Source organism: Streptomyces sp. NPDC017991, assembly GCF_044328075.1.
Lineage (GTDB): Bacteria > Actinomycetota > Actinomycetes > Streptomycetales > Streptomycetaceae > Streptomyces.
Genome location: NZ_JBIRGP010000014.1, coordinates 144,940 through 161,941 on the forward strand (window position 1 = coordinate 144,940; position 17,002 = coordinate 161,941).

General features: G+C 70.4%; 15 protein-coding genes. 6 read left to right on the top strand and 9 right to left on the bottom strand.

Annotation, left to right across the window (positions count from 1 at the left end; translation table 11 throughout):
* Positions 1-55 precede the first annotated feature (55 nt).
* Entirely contained in the window at positions 56-1,906 is a 1,851-nt protein-coding gene (locus tag ACH4DZ_RS34630; RefSeq protein WP_398291944.1) for an acyl-CoA dehydrogenase, read from the bottom strand.
* 578 nt (positions 1,907-2,484) lie between these two features.
* Between ACH4DZ_RS34630 and ACH4DZ_RS34635 the strand changes: the two genes are divergently transcribed.
* Together ACH4DZ_RS34635 and ACH4DZ_RS34640 are read left to right on the top strand one after the other, a co-directional pair.
* A complete protein-coding gene (locus ACH4DZ_RS34635) occupies positions 2,485-2,877 on the top strand; it encodes a VOC family protein (RefSeq protein WP_398291946.1) in 393 nt (130 codons plus the stop codon).
* 735 nt (positions 2,878-3,612) lie between these two features.
* Positions 3,613-4,338 carry a GAF domain-containing protein gene (locus ACH4DZ_RS34640; protein WP_398291948.1) on the top strand — a complete coding sequence of 242 codons (726 nt, stop codon included), beginning with the start codon at positions 3,613-3,615 and terminating at the stop codon, positions 4,336-4,338.
* Positions 4,339-4,558: 220 nt separating this feature from the next.
* Here the strand turns inward: ACH4DZ_RS34640 and ACH4DZ_RS34645 are convergent, their stop codons facing one another.
* On the bottom strand, positions 4,559-5,260 hold the full coding sequence (locus ACH4DZ_RS34645) for a response regulator (RefSeq protein WP_398291950.1): 702 nt from the start codon (positions 5,258-5,260) through the stop codon (positions 4,559-4,561).
* Positions 5,257-6,396, bottom strand: coding sequence for a sensor histidine kinase (locus ACH4DZ_RS34650; protein ID WP_398292280.1), 1,140 nt, complete (start codon positions 6,394-6,396; stop codon positions 5,257-5,259). Before ACH4DZ_RS34650 ends, ACH4DZ_RS34645 begins: the two co-directional genes overlap by 4 nt.
* A 240-nt stretch (positions 6,397-6,636) precedes the next feature.
* On the opposite strand from ACH4DZ_RS34650, the gene ACH4DZ_RS34655 reads away from it, so the two are divergent.
* Both ACH4DZ_RS34655 and ACH4DZ_RS34660 read left to right on the top strand, forming a co-directional pair.
* The gene (locus ACH4DZ_RS34655) at positions 6,637-8,148 is read left to right on the top strand and encodes an alpha/beta hydrolase (protein ID WP_398291952.1); all 1,512 of its coding nucleotides are present in this window, start codon (positions 6,637-6,639) and stop codon (positions 8,146-8,148) included.
* A 14-nt stretch (positions 8,149-8,162) separates the two neighbouring features.
* Positions 8,163-8,816, top strand: a complete 654-nt coding sequence (locus ACH4DZ_RS34660; RefSeq protein ID WP_398292282.1) for a hypothetical protein — start codon at positions 8,163-8,165, stop codon at positions 8,814-8,816.
* A gap of 58 nt (positions 8,817-8,874) precedes the next feature.
* Here the strand turns inward: ACH4DZ_RS34660 and ACH4DZ_RS34665 are convergent, their stop codons facing one another.
* From ACH4DZ_RS34665 to ACH4DZ_RS34685, 5 genes are all read right to left on the bottom strand, one after another.
* Positions 8,875-9,567, bottom strand: a complete 693-nt coding sequence (locus ACH4DZ_RS34665) for a hypothetical protein (RefSeq protein WP_398292284.1) — start codon at positions 9,565-9,567, stop codon at positions 8,875-8,877.
* Positions 9,568-9,880: 313 nt separating this feature from the next.
* The gene (locus ACH4DZ_RS34670) at positions 9,881-11,542 is read right to left on the bottom strand and encodes a PucR family transcriptional regulator (protein WP_398291954.1); all 1,662 of its coding nucleotides are present in this window, start codon (positions 11,540-11,542) and stop codon (positions 9,881-9,883) included.
* Between the two features lie 107 nt (positions 11,543-11,649).
* The gene (locus ACH4DZ_RS34675; protein WP_398291956.1) at positions 11,650-12,990 is read right to left on the bottom strand and encodes an MFS transporter; all 1,341 of its coding nucleotides are present in this window, start codon (positions 12,988-12,990) and stop codon (positions 11,650-11,652) included.
* Positions 12,991-13,259: 269 nt separating this feature from the next.
* On the bottom strand, positions 13,260-14,120 hold the full coding sequence (locus ACH4DZ_RS34680; RefSeq protein ID WP_398291958.1) for an oxidoreductase: 861 nt from the start codon (positions 14,118-14,120) through the stop codon (positions 13,260-13,262).
* Positions 14,117-14,338, bottom strand: coding sequence for an Atu4866 domain-containing protein (locus tag ACH4DZ_RS34685; RefSeq protein WP_398292286.1), 222 nt, complete (start codon positions 14,336-14,338; stop codon positions 14,117-14,119). The genes ACH4DZ_RS34680 and ACH4DZ_RS34685 overlap by 4 nt, the downstream gene beginning before the upstream one ends.
* 235 nt (positions 14,339-14,573) lie before the next feature.
* On the opposite strand from ACH4DZ_RS34685, the gene ACH4DZ_RS34690 reads away from it, so the two are divergent.
* Positions 14,574-15,416, top strand: a complete 843-nt coding sequence (locus ACH4DZ_RS34690; RefSeq protein ID WP_398291960.1) for a helix-turn-helix transcriptional regulator — start codon at positions 14,574-14,576, stop codon at positions 15,414-15,416.
* A gap of 586 nt (positions 15,417-16,002) precedes the next feature.
* On the opposite strand, the gene ACH4DZ_RS34695 is transcribed toward ACH4DZ_RS34690, so the two are convergent.
* On the bottom strand, positions 16,003-16,413 hold the full coding sequence (locus ACH4DZ_RS34695) for a RidA family protein (protein ID WP_398291962.1): 411 nt from the start codon (positions 16,411-16,413) through the stop codon (positions 16,003-16,005).
* A gap of 77 nt (positions 16,414-16,490) precedes the next feature.
* On the opposite strand from ACH4DZ_RS34695, the gene ACH4DZ_RS34700 reads away from it, so the two are divergent.
* Positions 16,491-16,898 (top strand): winged helix-turn-helix transcriptional regulator, encoded by a 408-nt coding sequence (locus ACH4DZ_RS34700; RefSeq protein WP_398291964.1) that lies wholly within the window; start codon positions 16,491-16,493, stop codon positions 16,896-16,898.
* Positions 16,899-17,002 lie beyond the last annotated feature (104 nt).

Consider the following 17,002-nt stretch of genomic DNA (forward strand, 5'->3'; position numbering starts at 1 on the left):
GGGTGACCGACGCTTCCCCGGCATCTCCGGCATCCGCCCCGCCCGTGCGGGCCGATCAGGAGTCGCGTCGGGACGAGTTCACTGACGTCTTCACTGTCGTCAGCATCGGCAGCGACGCCAGGTGTTCCTCCGGCACGTCGAACGCCTCCGTCAGGGTTGCCAGGTGCGGCGCGAGCCCGGCCGTCAGGTCGCGCAGTACGTCGGGAAGTGAACGGACCTGGTCGGCGGTGACGATGCCTTCGGCCAGCAGGAGTCCGCTGAGCGGGACCAGCCGGTCGAGCAGGAACAGCGCCCGCAGATCATCCAGAGCGGCGCGGGTACCCCGGTCGGTGACCTGGTCGCACACCGCGGCGAAGGCGTCGGCGGCCTGGCCCACCGTGTACGTCTCGACCAGGGCGAGGGCGGCGGCGGAGGCATGGTTCCAGCGCCCGAGCGCGTCGCGCCCGCCGCCGCGGACGTCCCGGCGCGCGGCCAGGTGCCAGTGGCGCTCGGCTGCGGCCAGGACGCGACGCAGAAAGGTGGGATCGGTCAGGGACTCCTGGTCGCTCGCCCCCGTCTCCGGCTCCGGGGCCGCCACCTGGCCGAAGATCATCTCGGCTCCGGCCTTGCACCAGACGGCCAGGTTGTCGCCCTCGGCGGTGATGGCTCCCTCGGCGTTGGCGGTGAACTCGGCGAGGCCGTTCACGGGGAACAGCGCGCGGGCGCCGCAGCGTTCGCGGCTCTCGATCGTGATGTCGCGGGCCTGCCAGGTGATCCAGCCCTTGGCCATCGCCACCAGCCGTTCCGTCTCGGTCCGGTCCTCGGGAGCGTGGGTGATCCAGCGTTCGGTGACGGTCCGGTGCAGGAATGTCATGGCGTACGCGGTGGCCGTGCACGCGAGCAGCCGGGCGTGGTGGCTGCGGTGCGCGGCCAGCGGGACGCGCTCCGCGGCCACCGGCCCCGAAATGTGCCGCAGATACGCGTATCGCACCGCGATCGCCAGCGCCGCGCGGCACCCTCCCAGGGTGCTCGCGCTCATGCACAGCTTGCCGACCGTCACCCGGCGGATCGCGTGCAGGAACCGTTTGCGCGCACTGCCCACGGCGCTGGTGAACGTACCGTCCGGCGTCAGCCGTCCGTGCTCGCCCTGGAGCAGCGCGGTGCGTGGCAGGCGTACGTGGTCGAAGCCGGTGACACAGTGGTCCACCGGGCTGCCGATCCGGTCCGGCAGCGTCGTCACCGTGACACCCGGCAGCGTTCCGCGCCGGTCGCGCAGCGGGGTGAGGAACAGGAAGACGCCCTCGTCCCGGTCGTCGACCAGCAGCCGGGCCGCGACCACCGCGGTTTTCGGCCCGCCCGCGGCGCTGGTGTTGGGCATGTATTTCTGCGCGCCGTCGTGCGGCGTGTGCAGCACGAACTCGTCCCGCTCGCGGTCATAGCGCGCGAGGGTCTCCAGCGCCGCGGCGTCGTTGCCGTGCTCGCGCTCGGTGCACAGGAAGGTCCCCGTAACGGCCAGCGCGGCACACTCGGTCAGGTCGCGCGCGGGTGACACGTCGTCATCGAGGAGGCTGCCGAGGAAGAGGTTGTAGTGAATGCCGGCCACGGTGGCCGTGCCGCCGTCCACCACCGATGTCCACTCGTGCAGGGCGGCCAGCGCGCGCGGGTCCCGGGCCAGGTCCCGCGCGCACAGCACTTCCTCGTTCAGCGCCCGCAGGCGATCGTACGACTGCTGCCGGCGCTCCTCGACCGACAGGTCGGTGCGGTGGCGGAACAGGTCCGTGGAAATCGACTTGCGCCAGGCGGCGTGGAGGTCGGGCCCCGCATCGCCGTCCCGGAAGACGATCCCGGTCAGCTCGTCCAGGCGCGGGGCGGGACGCGGGGTGAGACGCGGACCGTCAGAGACATGAGAAGTCGTATTGATCAACATGCTCCGACCAACGACACGGTCCGGGAACAGAAACCGTCACGACGTAAACGCCCAGTTAAAGATCATCTACGATAGCCGGCCGCCCAACCGCGGTCCGCGCTCGGCCATCTCCGTGCGGATCCCGACAATGCGTTGCCCGACGGTCCCCGACGGGAAGAACTGACGCGGGGCGCTTCTTGTGGCCGCCGGGCGCGTGGTCACGGCATCCGCCGGCCCGTCGGCGTCGGGATGACCGGTCGTGCTGGGCCCGTTCGCCCGCCCGCGCCGACCGCCCGAGACGACCGCCCGCGGTCGCGGGCTGTCCGGGGCGCACTGGCGGGCCTGCCCATGCCGACACTGTCGGCGAACGGCGAGTGATCGGGTCCGCTCGGTCCATGTCGTGGAACGGGGCTGGTCCGTGGAGAACCGTGGGCGCGGCATACGGAGTCTCCCTGGACGAGCCGCCCGGCATCGCGCGGCCCCGCGAGCCTCGCAGCACGGCGCACCGCAGTCCCACGACGGGCACGCATGGCTGCGCGTACAGCAGGGGCGACAGCGACGGTCGGCCTTTCGGAGGCGAAACAGGGCAGCAGCACTGCATGAAGTTCCCGCCGCGTTTCACGTTGACCGCGACCACTCTTGATGCCCCGAACGCCCACGAGCTGGCGCTGTTCTACCGCGACCTGCTCGGGTGGCCGATTCTGAAGGCAGAACCGGATTGGGTGGAGATCGCACCGCCCGACGGCGGTGCCGGGTTGTCGTTCCAGACAGAGCGACTCTTCACACCTCCGCGGTGGCCTTCCACACGGTCGGGACAGCAGATGATGATGCATCTGGACATCGAGGTGAATGATCTGGCATCAGCCGTCGAGCGTGCCCTTGCCCTCGGTGCGACGGTGGCAGACTTCCAGCCGCAGGACGACGTCCGGGTCCTGTGCGACCCGGCGGGCCACCCGTTCTGCCTCTTCGTACGCACCGACGCAAGTGCCTGAAAGGCTTGGTCAGGTACGTGTCTGTCAGAAGTGCGGTCGTCGACCCGGCCCAGACTCCCGCTCGCCGGCTTCGACGGTGGCCGCGGTGTCGACGCGGGGACACCAGCGGCCCCCATTCCGCAGGTGTCCCCGCGCCGGTCGGTCCTCCCTGCTGGGGCGCGCGGGAGTCGCCCCAGGTCGGCGGGGAGGACGAGGTGCCGGGGCCCCTTGTGTCCGCTGCGAGGATGAGAGGGCTCCGGCCGTCTTCGGGCTGTCCTGTTCCTGTGCAGCCCGGGGTCTGGGAGCCTGATGGGCGCGGTGACCGTGCGGGACATCAGCACAGGCATCGGCCTCTGCTCGAACAGTAGACAGGCATGGACCGCCAACGCCAGGGCACGGACCGGCTTGAGCGCAGCACAGCCAGCGCACTGAGGCACCCGACCGCACGAAAAGGCCTCCCACCCCGCGCACTGAGTCGCACCGGCCACACGGGCAGAAGCGCGGAGCACGGTCCTCAGATCCAGAGCTCGACACGCGCTCTCCCCTTGTCGAGAGTGAACCCGGTCGTCACAGAGCGGGACAAGGACGAAAAGCTGGAGCTGGAGCCGCGTCGTCGGTATCGCGGCTGCGAACCCCAAGGGCGCGGACACTCGCCGCGTCCCGGGGCAGGGGGCCCGTAGGAGGGGTCTACGCTTGTTGCACTGGTGAGCGCACGACCGGCCTGACCGCGCTCCAGGCGAGCATTGGGGCTGTGTCATGGACGTGCAGAGCGACACCGCAGCGTGGAAACGCGTCGTCGAGACCGCGAGTACCGTCGGCCGGCCTGTGGCGTTGCCGTCCGCTGTGGCGGCCTGTGTCGAGGACGTGGGTGCGGACGGTCTGGGGGTCAGCCTGATTACCTCGGGCCGGATCAGGACCGTGGCCTACGCCGCTGACGACCGCAGCTACCGGCTGGAGGACGCGCAGCTCGTAGCGGGGGAAGGCCCGTGCACCGAGGCCTACCGGCAACGCCAGATCGTGGAAACCGACGCGCACCCCGCCGACGGGCAGTGGCCCGTCTTTTCGCGGATGGCCGATGAACTCGGCATCCGCAGCGTGGTGGCCGTGCCGCTGCTGGTCGGCAACGATCTCCCGGTCGGCGCCATGGACCTGTACCACGCCACCAGCGTTCCCCTCAGCCCGGCGGACCGGGCCCGGCTCCGGGCCTACGCCCGGATCCTCGCCCTTCTGACCCTGGACGCCCACCCCATGTTGATCGGCTGGGAACAAGCGCCCCCGGAAACAGGCCCCGTGGGCTATCCACCCCTCGTGCACCAGGCAGCCGGCGCCGCCGCCGAGGCCGGCAACGTCCCCGTCTCCGAAGCCCTGGCCCGCATGCGCGCCCACGCCTTCAGCCACCAACAACTCCTCAGAGACGTCGCCCACGACATCCTCACCGGACAACTACGCCTCGAAAACGACGGCGACACCCCGCCCGGCTGACCGCGTGCGCCTCCAGGTGGAGCCGTGCCGCCGCCACAACGGGCCGGTGACGTACGCAATGTCGGACTTCTCGCAGGGGTCCCGAACCGTCCCGGGTTTCCGCTGGGGATGCGAAGGAGCGGGCCATTCCGAGGTCAGGTGTGCACGCGGACGCCGTCGTGGAGCCCGGTGTCGAAGAGGCGCGCAGACAGCAGAGCCCTCAGAGAAGAGAACTCCCCCGTCAGCCCTCCGCGTCGCGGATCAGGAGCGCGATCTGTACCCGGTTCTCGACCGCCAGCTTGGCGAACAGGCTGCCGGTGTGGGCCTTGACCGTCGCGACGGTGATGCCCAGCCGCTCGCCGATCTGCGCATTGCCGAGTCCGTCCGCGATCGCCCGGCCGGTCTCCCGTTCCCGTTCGGTCAGTGAGGACAGCCGTTCGCGCGCGGCGGCGCGGTAGTGGTCGCGGGTGTGCGCGGAGTCCGGGCCGGTGGCGGCGGCGATCACCCGCGCGGTGGCCGCCGGGGACAGCACCGGGTTGCCGTCCGCGACGGTCCGCACCGCGTCGAGGATGCGGGCGGGCGGGGTGTCCTTGAGGACGAAGCCGAGCGCTCCGGCGCGCAGCGCCCCGAGCACCAGGTCGTCGGAGTCGAAGGTGGTCAGCATCAGCACCCGGGGCGGCGCCGGCCGGGTGAGCAGTTCCCGGGTCGTGTCCAGACCGTCCCGGCCCGGCATCCGTACGTCCATCAGCACGACGTCGGGCCGCTGCTCGTCCACCACGGCGAGCGCGGCGTTCCCGTCGGCCGCCTCCGCCACGACGGTCAGGTCCGGTTCGCCGTCGATGACGAGCCGCAGGGCCATGCGGACCAGTTCCTCGTCATCGACGATGACGACCCGTACGGGATCGTGCCGGCTCTCCGTCGACGTGCTCTTGTCGTGGCTCATGCGCTCTTTTCGCGGCTGTGGGCGGGGCCGTCCGGCCAGGGCAGTCGTGCGGTGAGAACGTACCCGCCCTCGGGCGTGGGACCGTGGTCGAGTTCGCCGCCGGCGAGGGTGATCCGTTCGCCGAGGCCCAGCAGGCCGAAACCGGAAGCGGGCGGCCGTGTGGTGCGCAGGGGGGCCGGTCCGTTGCGGACGCCGATGTCGAGGGTGCCGCCCGCGGTGCCGTCGAGGGTGACCTGTACGACCGCGCCGGGGGCGTGCTTGGCGGCGTTGGTCAGCGCTTCCTGGACGATCCGGTAGCAGGTCCGTCCGACGCCGCCGGGCGGGCTCGCGGTCAGAGTGTCGGTCAGCCGGACGTCGAGTCCCGAGGCGCGGGCGTCGGCCACCAGGTCGGGGATCCGGTCGAGGGAGGGTTGCGGCGGTTCCGGGCGGCCGGGGTCGGCGCGGAGCACGCCGAGGACTTCACGCAGTTCTTCCAGTGCCTGGTGGGAGCCCTCGGCGATACCGCGGACCAGGACGCGGTTCTCGTCGGCCGAGAGGTCGCGGCGGTGGTCGAGTACTCCGGCCTGCATGGCGATCAGGGAGATGCGGTGCGCGAGGACGTCGTGCATCTCGCGGGCGATCCGGTTGCGCTCCAGGGCCCGTGCCTGCGCCGCCCGCGCGCTCTGCTCCCGCTCCGCGCTCTCCGCCCGCTCCCGCAGGGACCGTACCTCGACCCGCCGCGCCCCGACGGCCATTCCCGCGGCCACCGCTGTCCCCGCGGTCAGCGCCGGCACCACGACCTGGACCCACCACGGCACGTCGGCCGAGCCCTGCACCGGCAACATCTCGACGGCGAACTGCGACGCAATCACATAGGCCAGGACGACGGCCCCGATCTCCACCGGGCGACGGCGGGTGGCGACCGAGCACAGTGCGAGCAGGGCGGCGCCGGTGGCGAGCGCCGAGGCGGTCGAGGCGACCGCGACCGTCAGGGCCACCGTGAGGGGCCACCGCCGCCGCCACAGGAGCACCGTCAGGCAGCCCAGGGCCACCAGCGGATCGCCGAAAAGTATCCAGGTGTCCGGGCCGCCGGGCTGCTTTCGCGTCACTGCGAGGGTCGTCAGCCAGATCGGCAGGCTCACGACCGCGGCCACCATCAGCCGCCAGGCCTGCTGCCACACCCCGAGCCGCGGCACAACGTCCGTGTTCACCAGGCCATTGTCGCCACATCGGGCGACCGGCGGATCACACCCAGGACGGATGCGCCTTCGACCCAGGTCCAACCGGCTCCTCTCCCGCGGTCGGGGCCGGGTCGGTCCGCCGGACCGATGTGCCGGCCGTTCCTGATCAACAGACTCGTTCGCGTGCCGGTAAAGCCCCCCACAGGAGGACACCTCATGCGTAGAAGTCTGTCCCTCGCCCTCACCGCCGCGGCGGTGGCGGTGACCGCACTTCCGGCGTCCGTATCCACACCGTCAGCGTCCGCGGCGGCGGCCACGACGGCACCGGCGCCCGGCGCCCTGCGGTGGGGCCCGTGCCCCCAGGGAGCCTCCGCGCCCCGCCTGGAGTGCTCGACGCTCGAAGTCCCGCTGGACTACCGCGATCCGGGAGGCCGACGGATCGATGTCGCCGTCTCCCGGCTGGCGAGCGAGAAGCCGTCGCAGCGACGCGGCGTCCTGCTGACCAACCCGGGCGGTCCGGGCGGTTCCGGCCTGACATACCCGGCGGTCCTCGCCGCGTCGGGGCTGCCGCGGAAGGTGCTCGACTCCTACGACATCATCGGCTTCGACCCGCGCGGGGTGGGCCGCAGCACTCCCGTGACCTGCGACCTGACGAAGGAGCAGCAGTGGCGCGGCAACTTCCCGCCGTACGCGCACACCGCGGCCGACGTGACACGAGAGGCGGGGTACGCGCGGAAGATCGCCGGGCAGTGCGGGACCTCGCGGACGGCGTGGATGCTGCCGCACACCACCACCGCCAACACCGCACGCGACATGGACCGCCTCCGGACAGCACTGGGTGAGCCGAAGCTGTCGTACCTCGGCGCCTCCTACGGCAGTTACCTCGGCGCGGTCTACACGACGCTGTTCCCGCGGCGGGGCGACCGGATCGTACTCGACAGCAACCTGGGTCCCGGCGGCTACGACGTCACGGCCATGCGGTTGTTCGCCCGGGGGCTGCAGGACCGCTTCCCCGACTTCGCCGCGTTCGCCGCCGGGCACCCCGAGTACGGTCTGGGTTCCACGCCGAAGCAGATCACCGCCAAGTTCTACGAGCTCGTGGCGCGGCTGGACGCGAAGCCGGTCCAGAACGTCAACGGGACCGCGTTCCGGGCGTTCACCTTCGAGCAGTTGTACGCCGACAGCTCCATGCCCCGGCTCGCGGAGTTCTGGCAGGCGGTCGACACGGGCGGGGAACTGCCCCTCCCGGAGCTGCCCGCGGACTTGGAGAATCTCCTGGCCGCACGTTTCGCCGTGGTCTGCGGGGACTCGCGCTGGCCGGGAACGGTCCGCCGGTACCAGCGCAATGTCGCCGTCGACCGGCTGACGTACCCGATGCTGGGCGGCTCCACGGCAAGTATCAACCCCTGCGCGTTCTGGCCTCGGGAGCGGACCGAACCGCCGGTGCGCATCACCGGCCGGGGCCCCTCGAACGTGCTGATGATGCAGAACGAGCGCGACCCGGGCACGCCACTGGCCGGCGCCCGCGAGCTGCGGCGGGCCTTCGGCGGGCGGGCCACGATGGTGACGGTCGACCAGGGCGGCCACGGTGTCTACCCGTACGGCGGCAACACGTGCGCCACCGATGCCGCGACGACGTTCCTGACCACCGGGGAACGCCCCGCCCGGGACCTCGCCTGCGCAGCGGAAGCCGGTAACGCGGCGCAACCCGGCACAGTGGGCGAGTGAGGGAGGTACCGGAGATGTTCAAAGAGATGCGAAGCCGCCGGGCCGCCCGGCGGATCACCCCCGGGGACGGACGGCCACTGAAGCGGTTCCGCTGGTGGCAGCTGCCCTACCGCTCCCTCTTCTACCTGCCGCTGCCCGACGGTGACGGCGGGAAGGCGGTCTACGCCGTGGACGTCGGACGCGGTCAGGACCAGACGTCCGCGAAGGCGAAGGCCGACCTGTACCTCGACGGCAGGCACCACGCCCGATCGAGGCTGCCCGCCGCCTTCCCGGTCCCCGGCGGCACCGTCGAGGTGCGGCTGAGCAACTTCGGGCTGCGGCGCTGCCATTACGTGACGGCCGAGGGCACGGCACATCTGCTCGTCCCGGACCGCGACTCCGCCGAGGGACGCCGCGCCCACCTCGACCGCGCGCATCCGGCACTGAGCCGCTGGATCGGCGCCTTCTCGCTGACCGTACTCGTCATCGCCCTGGTCATGCTGGTCACGCAACTCGCCGAACACGTCGCCGGGGTACCCGCGGTGGCCGAACGCGTCGGAGCCTTCACCGCGCCGGTACATCCACCGGCCTGGTGCAACGTCGTCCTGACCCTGGTGACGCTGGCGGCCAGTACCGAGCGGGCACTGCGGCTGCGGTACAGCAGGCTGCTCGACGGAGCGGCGGGCTGAAACTTGCGGCTCGGAGCGCGGCGAGCGGGCCACTGATTCAACCGTGCACCCGCCGCACTCAGATGATGCGGGGAACGGTCTCGTCGCGCTGGGTGGACCAGTTGGTGACGATGGGCTTGTCCACGGTGGCCGTGTCGGGGAGTTCGAGTTCGGCGGGGTCGGGGTCGTCCTCGGTGACCGCGATGATGACGTTCTCGAACTGCGTGCCGGCGTCACCGTCGGTGGTCTTGGCATCGATGCCGGTGTACGCGACGGCGGAGCCGGTGAGCTTGATCGGGTCCTCGCCGCCCTGTCCCACAGGGGAGGCCACGCCGTCGGCGCCGGAGCCGAAGGACACGCTGGGAGTGTTGACGTCCAGGTAGCAGGTGATGCCGGACTTGGCTTTGGCCGTGACCAAGTAGTAGCCGTCGACCTCGGGATCGGACTTCCAGGCGACCGTGAGGTCCAGGTCGTTGGTGCCGCAGGACTGCCCGTAGCCGGTCTTGTCGCCGTCGCCCGAGTCGCCCGAGTCGCCCTCGTCGCTGGAGCCGCCGCTGCTGGAGCCGTCGGCAGGAGTGCTGTCCCCGGTCGACGGGCTGTCGCTGGAGGGAGTCGCGCTCCCAGCGGCGCCGGAGGAGGCGGAGGAAGGGGCCGCGGAGCTGCCGGTGTCCGTCGAGTCCTCGGATTCGCAGCCGGTCGTGGCGGCGAGGGCTGTCACGGCTGCGGCGGCCAGGACGAGGCGGGTGGAACGGGTGGCGAGACGCGAGCGCATCATGATCTCCAGCGGCTGTCGGCTGTCGGCTGTCGGCTGTCGGCTGTCGGCTGCAGTACTTCCTGCTGACACCACCGACACTAGGGCCGAGTCGATCTTCAGATGATCCCGAGAATGTCCAGGTCCGGTATCAACGCCTGTCCCACCGCCCTCGCGTCCCACCGCGATCAGGCGGTTGTCCCACCCGGCGTCGAGTCACCCTCGTGTTGCCCGCCGTCGACGACGGGCCTGTCACAGCGCCCCCTCTTCTGGACCGTCGCCCGCGACTTGTTGGCCTTCGCCCCGCCCCTCGTCGTCTTGAGTCCCGGCGCCGTCACGGGCCCGGGAAGGGGTCCTTCGCGATGGGCCCGCCGTTGAGGGCGAGGCGCAGTTGGAGCATGGCGACGAGCCGCTCATCGGGGTCGTCGATGCTGATCCCGCTCAGGGCGATCGCCTTGCGAACCCGGTAGCGGAGGGTGTTGGGGTGGACGTTGAGCGCCTCGGCGGTCCGCGCCACGTCTCCGAACCCGTCGAGGTAGGCGAGCAGGGAGCGGGCCAGTTCGGATCCCATCTCCGCGTCGTGGGCGGCGAGTGCCTCAAGACCTTCGTGGCGGGTGTCGGGATGCTCGTCGAGCAGTCGCAGCACGTCCCCCAGGAGCAGCGATGCCTGGAGCACCGTGTAGGTGGCTACCGCGCGTGCGGGTGTGCGTGCCATCAGTTGCAGGGCGTGATAGCCGCGCGTCTTCACCGTGGGGACGGCTTCGAGGTGCGGCGCGGTGCCGGCGAGGACCGCTTGGACAGGAGTACCGAACTGCCGTCGGAGTACGGCGACAAGCTCGGCGGCCCAGCGCTGGACCGCGGTGCCGTCGTCGGCCCCGTTCCTCCCTGGAAGCAGCACGTAGATCTGGCCGCAGGCCTGCGTGACGAGGGCGTCGCGGCGGAACGCCGAGGCATGCAGGGAGATGATGCCGGCGGATTCCTCGCGCCGTAGGTCCAGGGCCGCCGAGGCGCCGGGGTGCTCTGGTTCGCGCAGGTCGACTCCGATCACAGTGGCGCCCTGCGCGGGGTCGAGCCCCAGGTGACGGGCGAGAGCCTCGGCGTTGAAGCGCCCGGTCAGCAGACCGTGGGCGAGGTCGACCCGGGAGGCCAGCCGGGCGGACGGGTCCCCCTGGTAGTAGTGGTCCACGAGCTGGGGTGCGGCAAGCCGTGCGGCTCCCCGCATGGTCTCGGCGCTGCTCTCGCAGAGCGGACGCTTCCCTTCCTGGACCCAGATCGCGCCCAGGGGACGATGGCCGGCGTTGATACCGATGGCCAGTCGGCGCCGGTAGCCGAGGTCGGGCTGCTCCGCGGTCTCGATGACCTCTTCACCGGAGCGGAGCCGCCTCGACACGCCCGAGTCGCGCAGCAACTTGAGATACGGCTCGGGACAGGCGCGCCCCAGAATGGTGAGTCGCCGCAGCTCGTCGGCTTCCTCGCCGGACCTGGAGTACGCGAGCACATGTCCGGCGGAGTCCTCGATGCTGACCACTCCGTAGGTGACGGTGGCCAGGGTCTGGGCCAGCGAGGAGAGATCGCCCGATGTACCCGGGGCCGCGGCGGTCCAGGCCCCGAAGCGGGTCAGTCCCGCGCGCACCTCATGTGCCAGTTGGTCCCATCGTGCGTTCTCCGGCACCGCGAGCACCGTGATGTTGGCCTCGCGTGCGGCTTCCCGAAGCCGCGCGGGAAGTCCGTCGGCGTCGACCTTGACCATCGCGGCGGCGGCGCCGGAACGACCGGCCGCCATGACGACAGGAACCGCTGCCTCGCCGCGTGCGCCCACCGCGAGCACCAACGCCCCGGGCGAGGGCCCGAGATGCTCGCCCGGTTCGGCGAGGATCACGTCGGTGATCACCGCCTCGCCTCCCTCCACGACGAAGGGCACGGTGAGTGCGGCGAGGACCTGTTTCAGCTGTACGCCGTCGTCACCGCGCGCGATGACGCCAGAGGTGTGGTCCACCGGATCAGGGTAGGCGGAGTCACGAGTGATGCCCATGAGGTAGGTCTCAGCCTCCTTCCGCTGCCCGGCGTGTGCTCGCGGCAGTACGGGTGTCCGTCGTACGTGTCTCAGACGCTGTCGAGGTCGCGTTCCCTGGTCTCGGGGAGCGCGATGACGCAGACGAGGGAGAGCAGAGCCATCGCGCTCATGAACCATCCCCCCACCGAGGGACGGTAGTTCTCGGCCAGCGCGGTGACGATGAGCGGCGCGGCCGCACCGCCCAGGACACCGCCGAGGTTGTAGGAGAAGCCGGCACCGGAGTAACGCACGCGGGTGGCGAAGAGCTCGGGGAGGTATGCGCCGGCCGGGCCGTAGATGATGCCCATACAGAGCAGGGCGCCGCTCAACGCGACGGCGATCAGGACGTAGTTGCGGGTGTCGAGAAGCGGGAAGAGCACCGCTCCCCACACGACCCCGAACGCGGCGCCGGCGATGATCAGCTTGCGGCGGCCGACGCGGTCGGACCAGCGGGCGACGAAGAACGTCGAGACTCCGAGGACCGCCACGGCGACCAGGGTGAGAGCGAGCATGTCGTTCTTCGGGATGCCGAGCGTCTTGGTGGTGTACGTCATGCAGTACGTGGCGGCGGTATAGAACATCACGTACACGACGGTGATCATCCCCGCACCGAGCAGCATCTCCTTCGGGTGCTTGCGGAACGCCTCCGCGAGCGGGGCCTTGGCGGTCTCGCGGCGTTCGGTGACCTTCGCGAAGGCGGGGCTCTCCGCGATCTTCAGGCGGATGACCAGACCGACGGCGACCAGGACGAAGGAGAGCAGGAAGGGGATGCGCCATCCCCAGCTCTGGAACGCTCCGTCGTCGAGGACGGTGGACATGACCAGGAAGGTGACGGTGGCGGCGAAGTAGCCGACGGGCGAGCCCATCTGGGGCGCCGCCGCGTACAGGCCGCGCTTCTTGGCGGGCGCGTGCTCAACGGCGAGCAGGGCCGCTCCGCCCCACTCCCCGCCGAGGCCGAGTCCCTGGACGACGCGCAGCAGCACCAGCAGGATCGGGGCCCAGACACCGAGTGTGGCGTATCCGGGCAACAGGCCGATGAGACCGGTGGAGAGTCCCATCATCAGCAGCGAGACGACGAGGACGCCCTTGCGGCCCACCCGGTCACCGAAGTGACCGAAGACCGCGGCGCCCAGCGGGCGGGCGGCGAAGCCGATGGCGAACGTGGACAGAGTGGCGAGCGTGCCTGCCGTCTTGGAGAGTTCGGGGAAGAACGCCTCGTTGAGGACGAGGGCTGCGGCGGTTCCGTAGATGTAGTAGTCGTAGAACTCGATCGCCGTGCCGATGAAACTGGCCGTGGCGACCCGACGCATATTGCTCGGTTGTGGGGCTTCCGGCTGGGGAGTTGACGCGGTGGTCGCCGGTGGGGTGGACGCGGGTGGGGTGGTGCTCATGGCATGCTCCGGTGACTCTGGGCGGTGGGCGCAAGGCGGGCGGTCGTCGCAGAACGCGAACAGAAGGTGAACCTAAGGCCCGCCTGGTCTCCCATGTCTGTCCGATCGGACAGCGTTGCCCCGGGTGCCATGTCCGGTCGGACAACGTGTTCTCCTGCCCGTCTCCTCCCGTGGGCATCGTGGCCCGCGCTCCACAGACACCTCACGACCTGACCGGCGGACGCAAAGGGCCCCTGACGGGGCAGCTTTGGTCACGTAGGCCGCGCGGCCTACGGAGCGTCGTCGGCGGGGGTGTAGTCGGTGGACAGGGTGAGGTTCTTCCAGGTGTCGAGGTCGTGGTCGACTGCTTCACGTCCAGCTCGTACCAGGCGGAGAGCGTCGGATCCGAGGACGAGGTGGGCCGGCGGGTGAGGTGTGTCGAGAATGTGCAGGAGGGCGGCGGCGGCCTTGGCGGGGTTGCCGAGCTGGTTGCCGCTTGCGGTCTGCCGGGCGGCGTGGATGGGCTCGAACAGCTCGTCGTAGTCGGGGATGGAACGCGGTGCGCGGACCATGGAGCGGCCCGCCCAGTCGGTGCGGAAGGAGCCCGGCTCGACAGCGGTGACGTGGATACCGAAGCCGGCGACCTCTTTACCGACGGCTTCGAGGATGCCTTCGAGGGCGTACTTGCTGCCGCAGTAGGCGGAGACACCGGGGAAAGAGGCCAGGCCGCCCATGGAGGTGACGGCCAGGATGTGCCCGCGGCGCCGTTCGCGCATGAACGGGAGAACGGCCTGCACGGTGGCGGCGGCGCCGAAGACGTTGACGTCGAACTGGGCGCGCAGGTCGGCCAGGGGCGTCTCCTCGAAGGTGCCCTCCAGGCCGTATCCGGCATTCGCGATCAGCACGTCGACAGGACCCACAGACTGCTCCACCTCGCCGGCCAGGGCGAGGACGGCGGAGTCGTCGGTGACGTCGAGCAGGCGGCCATGGGCGCGCTTCGGGTGGAGAGCGGTGAAGGCGTCCACGTCGGCGTCCTTGCGGACGGTGCCGATGACCGTGTGGCCGGCGTCCAGGGCGGCCGTGGCGAAGGCGCGGCCGAGTCCGCTGCTGACGCCGGTGATGAGGAAGATCTTGGTGGTGGGTCGTGTCATGCCTGGTTCTCCTTGTACAGGACGAGATGTTCGTGGAAGAGCACGCCGTCGCGGATGTCGCCGGTGGCGGTGAAGCCGGTGTCGTCGACGTAGTCGAGGTGGTGACCGGTCACGGTGTACCGGCCGGTGTACGCGCTGCGGCGGCTCCCGCGCGCTTCGTCGTAGCGGCCGTCGGCGCGGAGCTCCTGGCGGATGTGCCCGTCCCTGGTCACATACATCCCGACCACATCCACGTTCACGTCCACATCCACGTTCACGTCCACGTCCACGTCTCCGGTCCTTCGCCCGGGACCTTGCTCCGGTCGGCTCGACTCGTTCCTCACCGTGCTGCTCCTTCTCGTGTCCGGGTGCTGGTCACCAGCCTGTGCGGACCCGGCGACGGGAACCAGGACGAGTCGTGTCCGGGTATGGCGCACCCAGGCACACGGGTGGGGTGCGGCTTAGCCTGAAGGGGTGACCAGCAACGATCTCGGAGACTTCCTGCGCGCCCACCGCGCCCGCCTGCGCCCGGACGACGTCGGGCTCGCCTCCTACGGCGCCCGCCGGGTGGCGGGGCTGCGGCGCGAAGAGGTGGCCGTCCTGGCCGGGATGAACAGCGACTACTACGCCCGCCTCGAACAGGGCCGCGAACGCAGTCCCTCCCCACAGATTCTGGAGTCCCTCAGCAGCGCACTGCGGATGGATGACCAGGCGCGCGAGCACCTGTTCCGGCTGGCCGGCACCGCACCGGAAGGTGAACGGCCCCAGCCTCGGGAATCGGTCAGCACGGCGCTGCGGCAACTGCTGGACGGATACCCGAACGCCGCGGCGTTCGTCCTGAACCCGGCCACCGACTTCCTGGCCGCGAACTCGTTGGCGGACGCGCTGTTCTCACCGTTCGGGCAGATGGACAACATGGCCCGCATGACCTTCCTCAACCCGGCGGCCCGGACCTTCTTCGCGCAGTGGGGGCGGGCAGCGGAGGCAGTCGTTGCCGGACTGCGTCATGCCACGGGTCTGGAGCCGCAATACCCGCGCCTGCACGACCTGGTCGCCTCGCTGACCGAGGAGAGCGAGGAGTTCGCCGCCCTGTGGTCCTCGCACGCCGTCCACGACAAGACCCGTGACGCCAAGGACCTCCTCCACCCCGATGTCGGGCCCATCGCCCTGACCTACCAGACCTTCGACGTCCGTGGAGCGCCGGGCCAGCAGCTGGTGATCTACCACGCCGAACCGTCAAGTCCCAGCGGTCAGGCGCTGTCCTTGCTCGGCAGCCTGCACGCCACCCACCGCCGGCAATCCGGCACCGAGCAGTAGCGGAGCGGGGGGGCGCGCTCGTTGTTCGGACCGGACCGGGCCGGACCTGACCGGGGCGTCGCCGGAGCGGTGGACGGCGGCTGTGGTGGGGGTTGGAGGTGCGCCTCTCATACGGCGGTGAAGGCGGTGGTGAGAGGGACGGCGGCGTTGGCCTGCGTGCGCTCCCGCCAAGCCGTGGCAACCAGAGCGGCCTGCTCTTCGACGTGCTCCTGGACGACGTCGACAGCGGCGGCGCCGGTCGCGCAGCGCAGGCCAGGTCCAGTGAGCCAGTCCGGTTAGCCAGTCCGATGAGCCAGTCCAGGAGGGCTCCAGGTGGACGGCAGGCGTGCGGGGCGGCGTGGACCAGACCCGGGACGCGCACGGCGTTCGACTCCGCTCCACACCATGGTCTGTTCGGCCCGGAGCGCGCCCGTGCCAGCCGGACGCCCGGCGTCCCCCCTCCCCCAGCAGAGCCCCGGTACAGGCACCATGCGGCGTGTGGAGAAGCGGTGCCTCAGCCTGCGTCCTCCAGCCGACAACGGCCCGGCCACCGCCATCTCTTCACACGGCCGCGTCAAGTCCTGGCTGAACGATCCCGCCTCGACGGTCACTCAAGAATCGCGGTTGCCTCGACCTCGACGAGAACATCCGGCTCGAAGAGGTGGTCGACACCGATGAGGGAGGCCGGCGGCAGGGGAAGCCGGAGCCCGATCTCGTCGGCGACAGCCTCCACACCGTCCATGAAATCGCCGATCTTGTCCGGGCTCCATTGGGTCACGTAGAACGTCAGGCGTAGCACGTCCGTGAACGACGCGCCCGCGCCCGCGAGACCGACGGAGGTATTGCGCAGCGCCTGGGCGACCTGCCCGGCCAGATCGCCGGGTGCGACCGGAGTCCCGTCGGCCTGGCGCGCGATCTGCCCGCTGACGTGGACATGCCTTGTCCCGGTACCCACGGCGACATGGTGATACGGGGTCGGCCGCAGCATGCCCTCCGGCGTGAAGTACTGAACAGTCATGATCTTCTCTCCTCCGAAGTAAGTATCTGTAAGCTACCTAGTAGAAGAAGGACACTTCAACGAGACCAGGTTTCGCCATGGATACCGACGACGAGTTCCTCATCGCGGCCCCGCACCGCGAACTGCTCGATCAGATCCTCGACAAGTGGTCGCTGAGCGTCCTCAACGAACTCTGCGAACGCCCGTGCCGCTTCAACGAACTGCGTCGAGCCATCCCCCAGGTCACGCAGAAATCGCTGACCGCGACGCTCCGGCGACTCGAACGAAACGGCGTGATCGAGCGCGAGGTCGTCTCCACCCGCCCCGTTGCGGTCATGTACCGGATCACGCCCCTCGGCAAGACCCTTCGGCATCCCATCGACGTGCTGCTGGCATGGGCCTCACAGAACATGCCCGCCATCGAACGCGCCCGCGGAGACTTCGACTGGCGGGAAGAAGAAGGTGCAGGAGCGAACGGGCAGGGGCCCACAAGGGCTAAGCCGTAGTCGCTCACCCTGAGTCGCCCACTCCTAGTCGCTCTCCCCCGTCGACATCCCGGCGCAGAGTGAGGGCGAAGTGCCGACCGCGTCAGGAACTCGGCCGGATGGTT

Bases quoted from the DNA above. Each gene is read 5' to 3' on its own strand.
- ACH4DZ_RS34695 (WP_398291962.1), bottom strand. From the start codon at position 16,413: ATGACTGTTCAGTACTTCACGCCGGAGGGCATGCTGCGGCCGACCCCG.
- ACH4DZ_RS34630 (WP_398291944.1), bottom strand. From the start codon at position 1,906: ATGTTGATCAATACGACTTCTCATGTCTCTGACGGTCCGCGTCTCACC.
- ACH4DZ_RS34680 (WP_398291958.1), bottom strand. From the start codon at position 14,120: ATGACACGACCCACCACCAAGATCTTCCTCATCACCGGCGTCAGCAGC.
- ACH4DZ_RS34650 (WP_398292280.1), bottom strand. From the start codon at position 6,396: ATGGTGGCCGCGGTCGTGAGCCTGCCGATCTGGCTGACGACCCTCGCA.
- ACH4DZ_RS34685 (WP_398292286.1), bottom strand. From the start codon at position 14,338: ATGTATGTGACCAGGGACGGGCACATCCGCCAGGAGCTCCGCGCCGAC.
- ACH4DZ_RS34645 (WP_398291950.1), bottom strand. From the start codon at position 5,260: ATGAGCCACGACAAGAGCACGTCGACGGAGAGCCGGCACGATCCCGTA.
- ACH4DZ_RS34675 (WP_398291956.1), bottom strand. From the start codon at position 12,990: ATGAGCACCACCCCACCCGCGTCCACCCCACCGGCGACCACCGCGTCA.
- ACH4DZ_RS34665 (WP_398292284.1), bottom strand. From the start codon at position 9,567: ATGCGCTCGCGTCTCGCCACCCGTTCCACCCGCCTCGTCCTGGCCGCC.
- ACH4DZ_RS34655 (WP_398291952.1), top strand. From the start codon at position 6,637: ATGCGTAGAAGTCTGTCCCTCGCCCTCACCGCCGCGGCGGTGGCGGTG.
- ACH4DZ_RS34640 (WP_398291948.1), top strand. From the start codon at position 3,613: ATGGACGTGCAGAGCGACACCGCAGCGTGGAAACGCGTCGTCGAGACC.
- ACH4DZ_RS34660 (WP_398292282.1), top strand. From the start codon at position 8,163: ATGTTCAAAGAGATGCGAAGCCGCCGGGCCGCCCGGCGGATCACCCCC.
- ACH4DZ_RS34635 (WP_398291946.1), top strand. From the start codon at position 2,485: ATGAAGTTCCCGCCGCGTTTCACGTTGACCGCGACCACTCTTGATGCC.
- ACH4DZ_RS34700 (WP_398291964.1), top strand. From the start codon at position 16,491: ATGGATACCGACGACGAGTTCCTCATCGCGGCCCCGCACCGCGAACTG.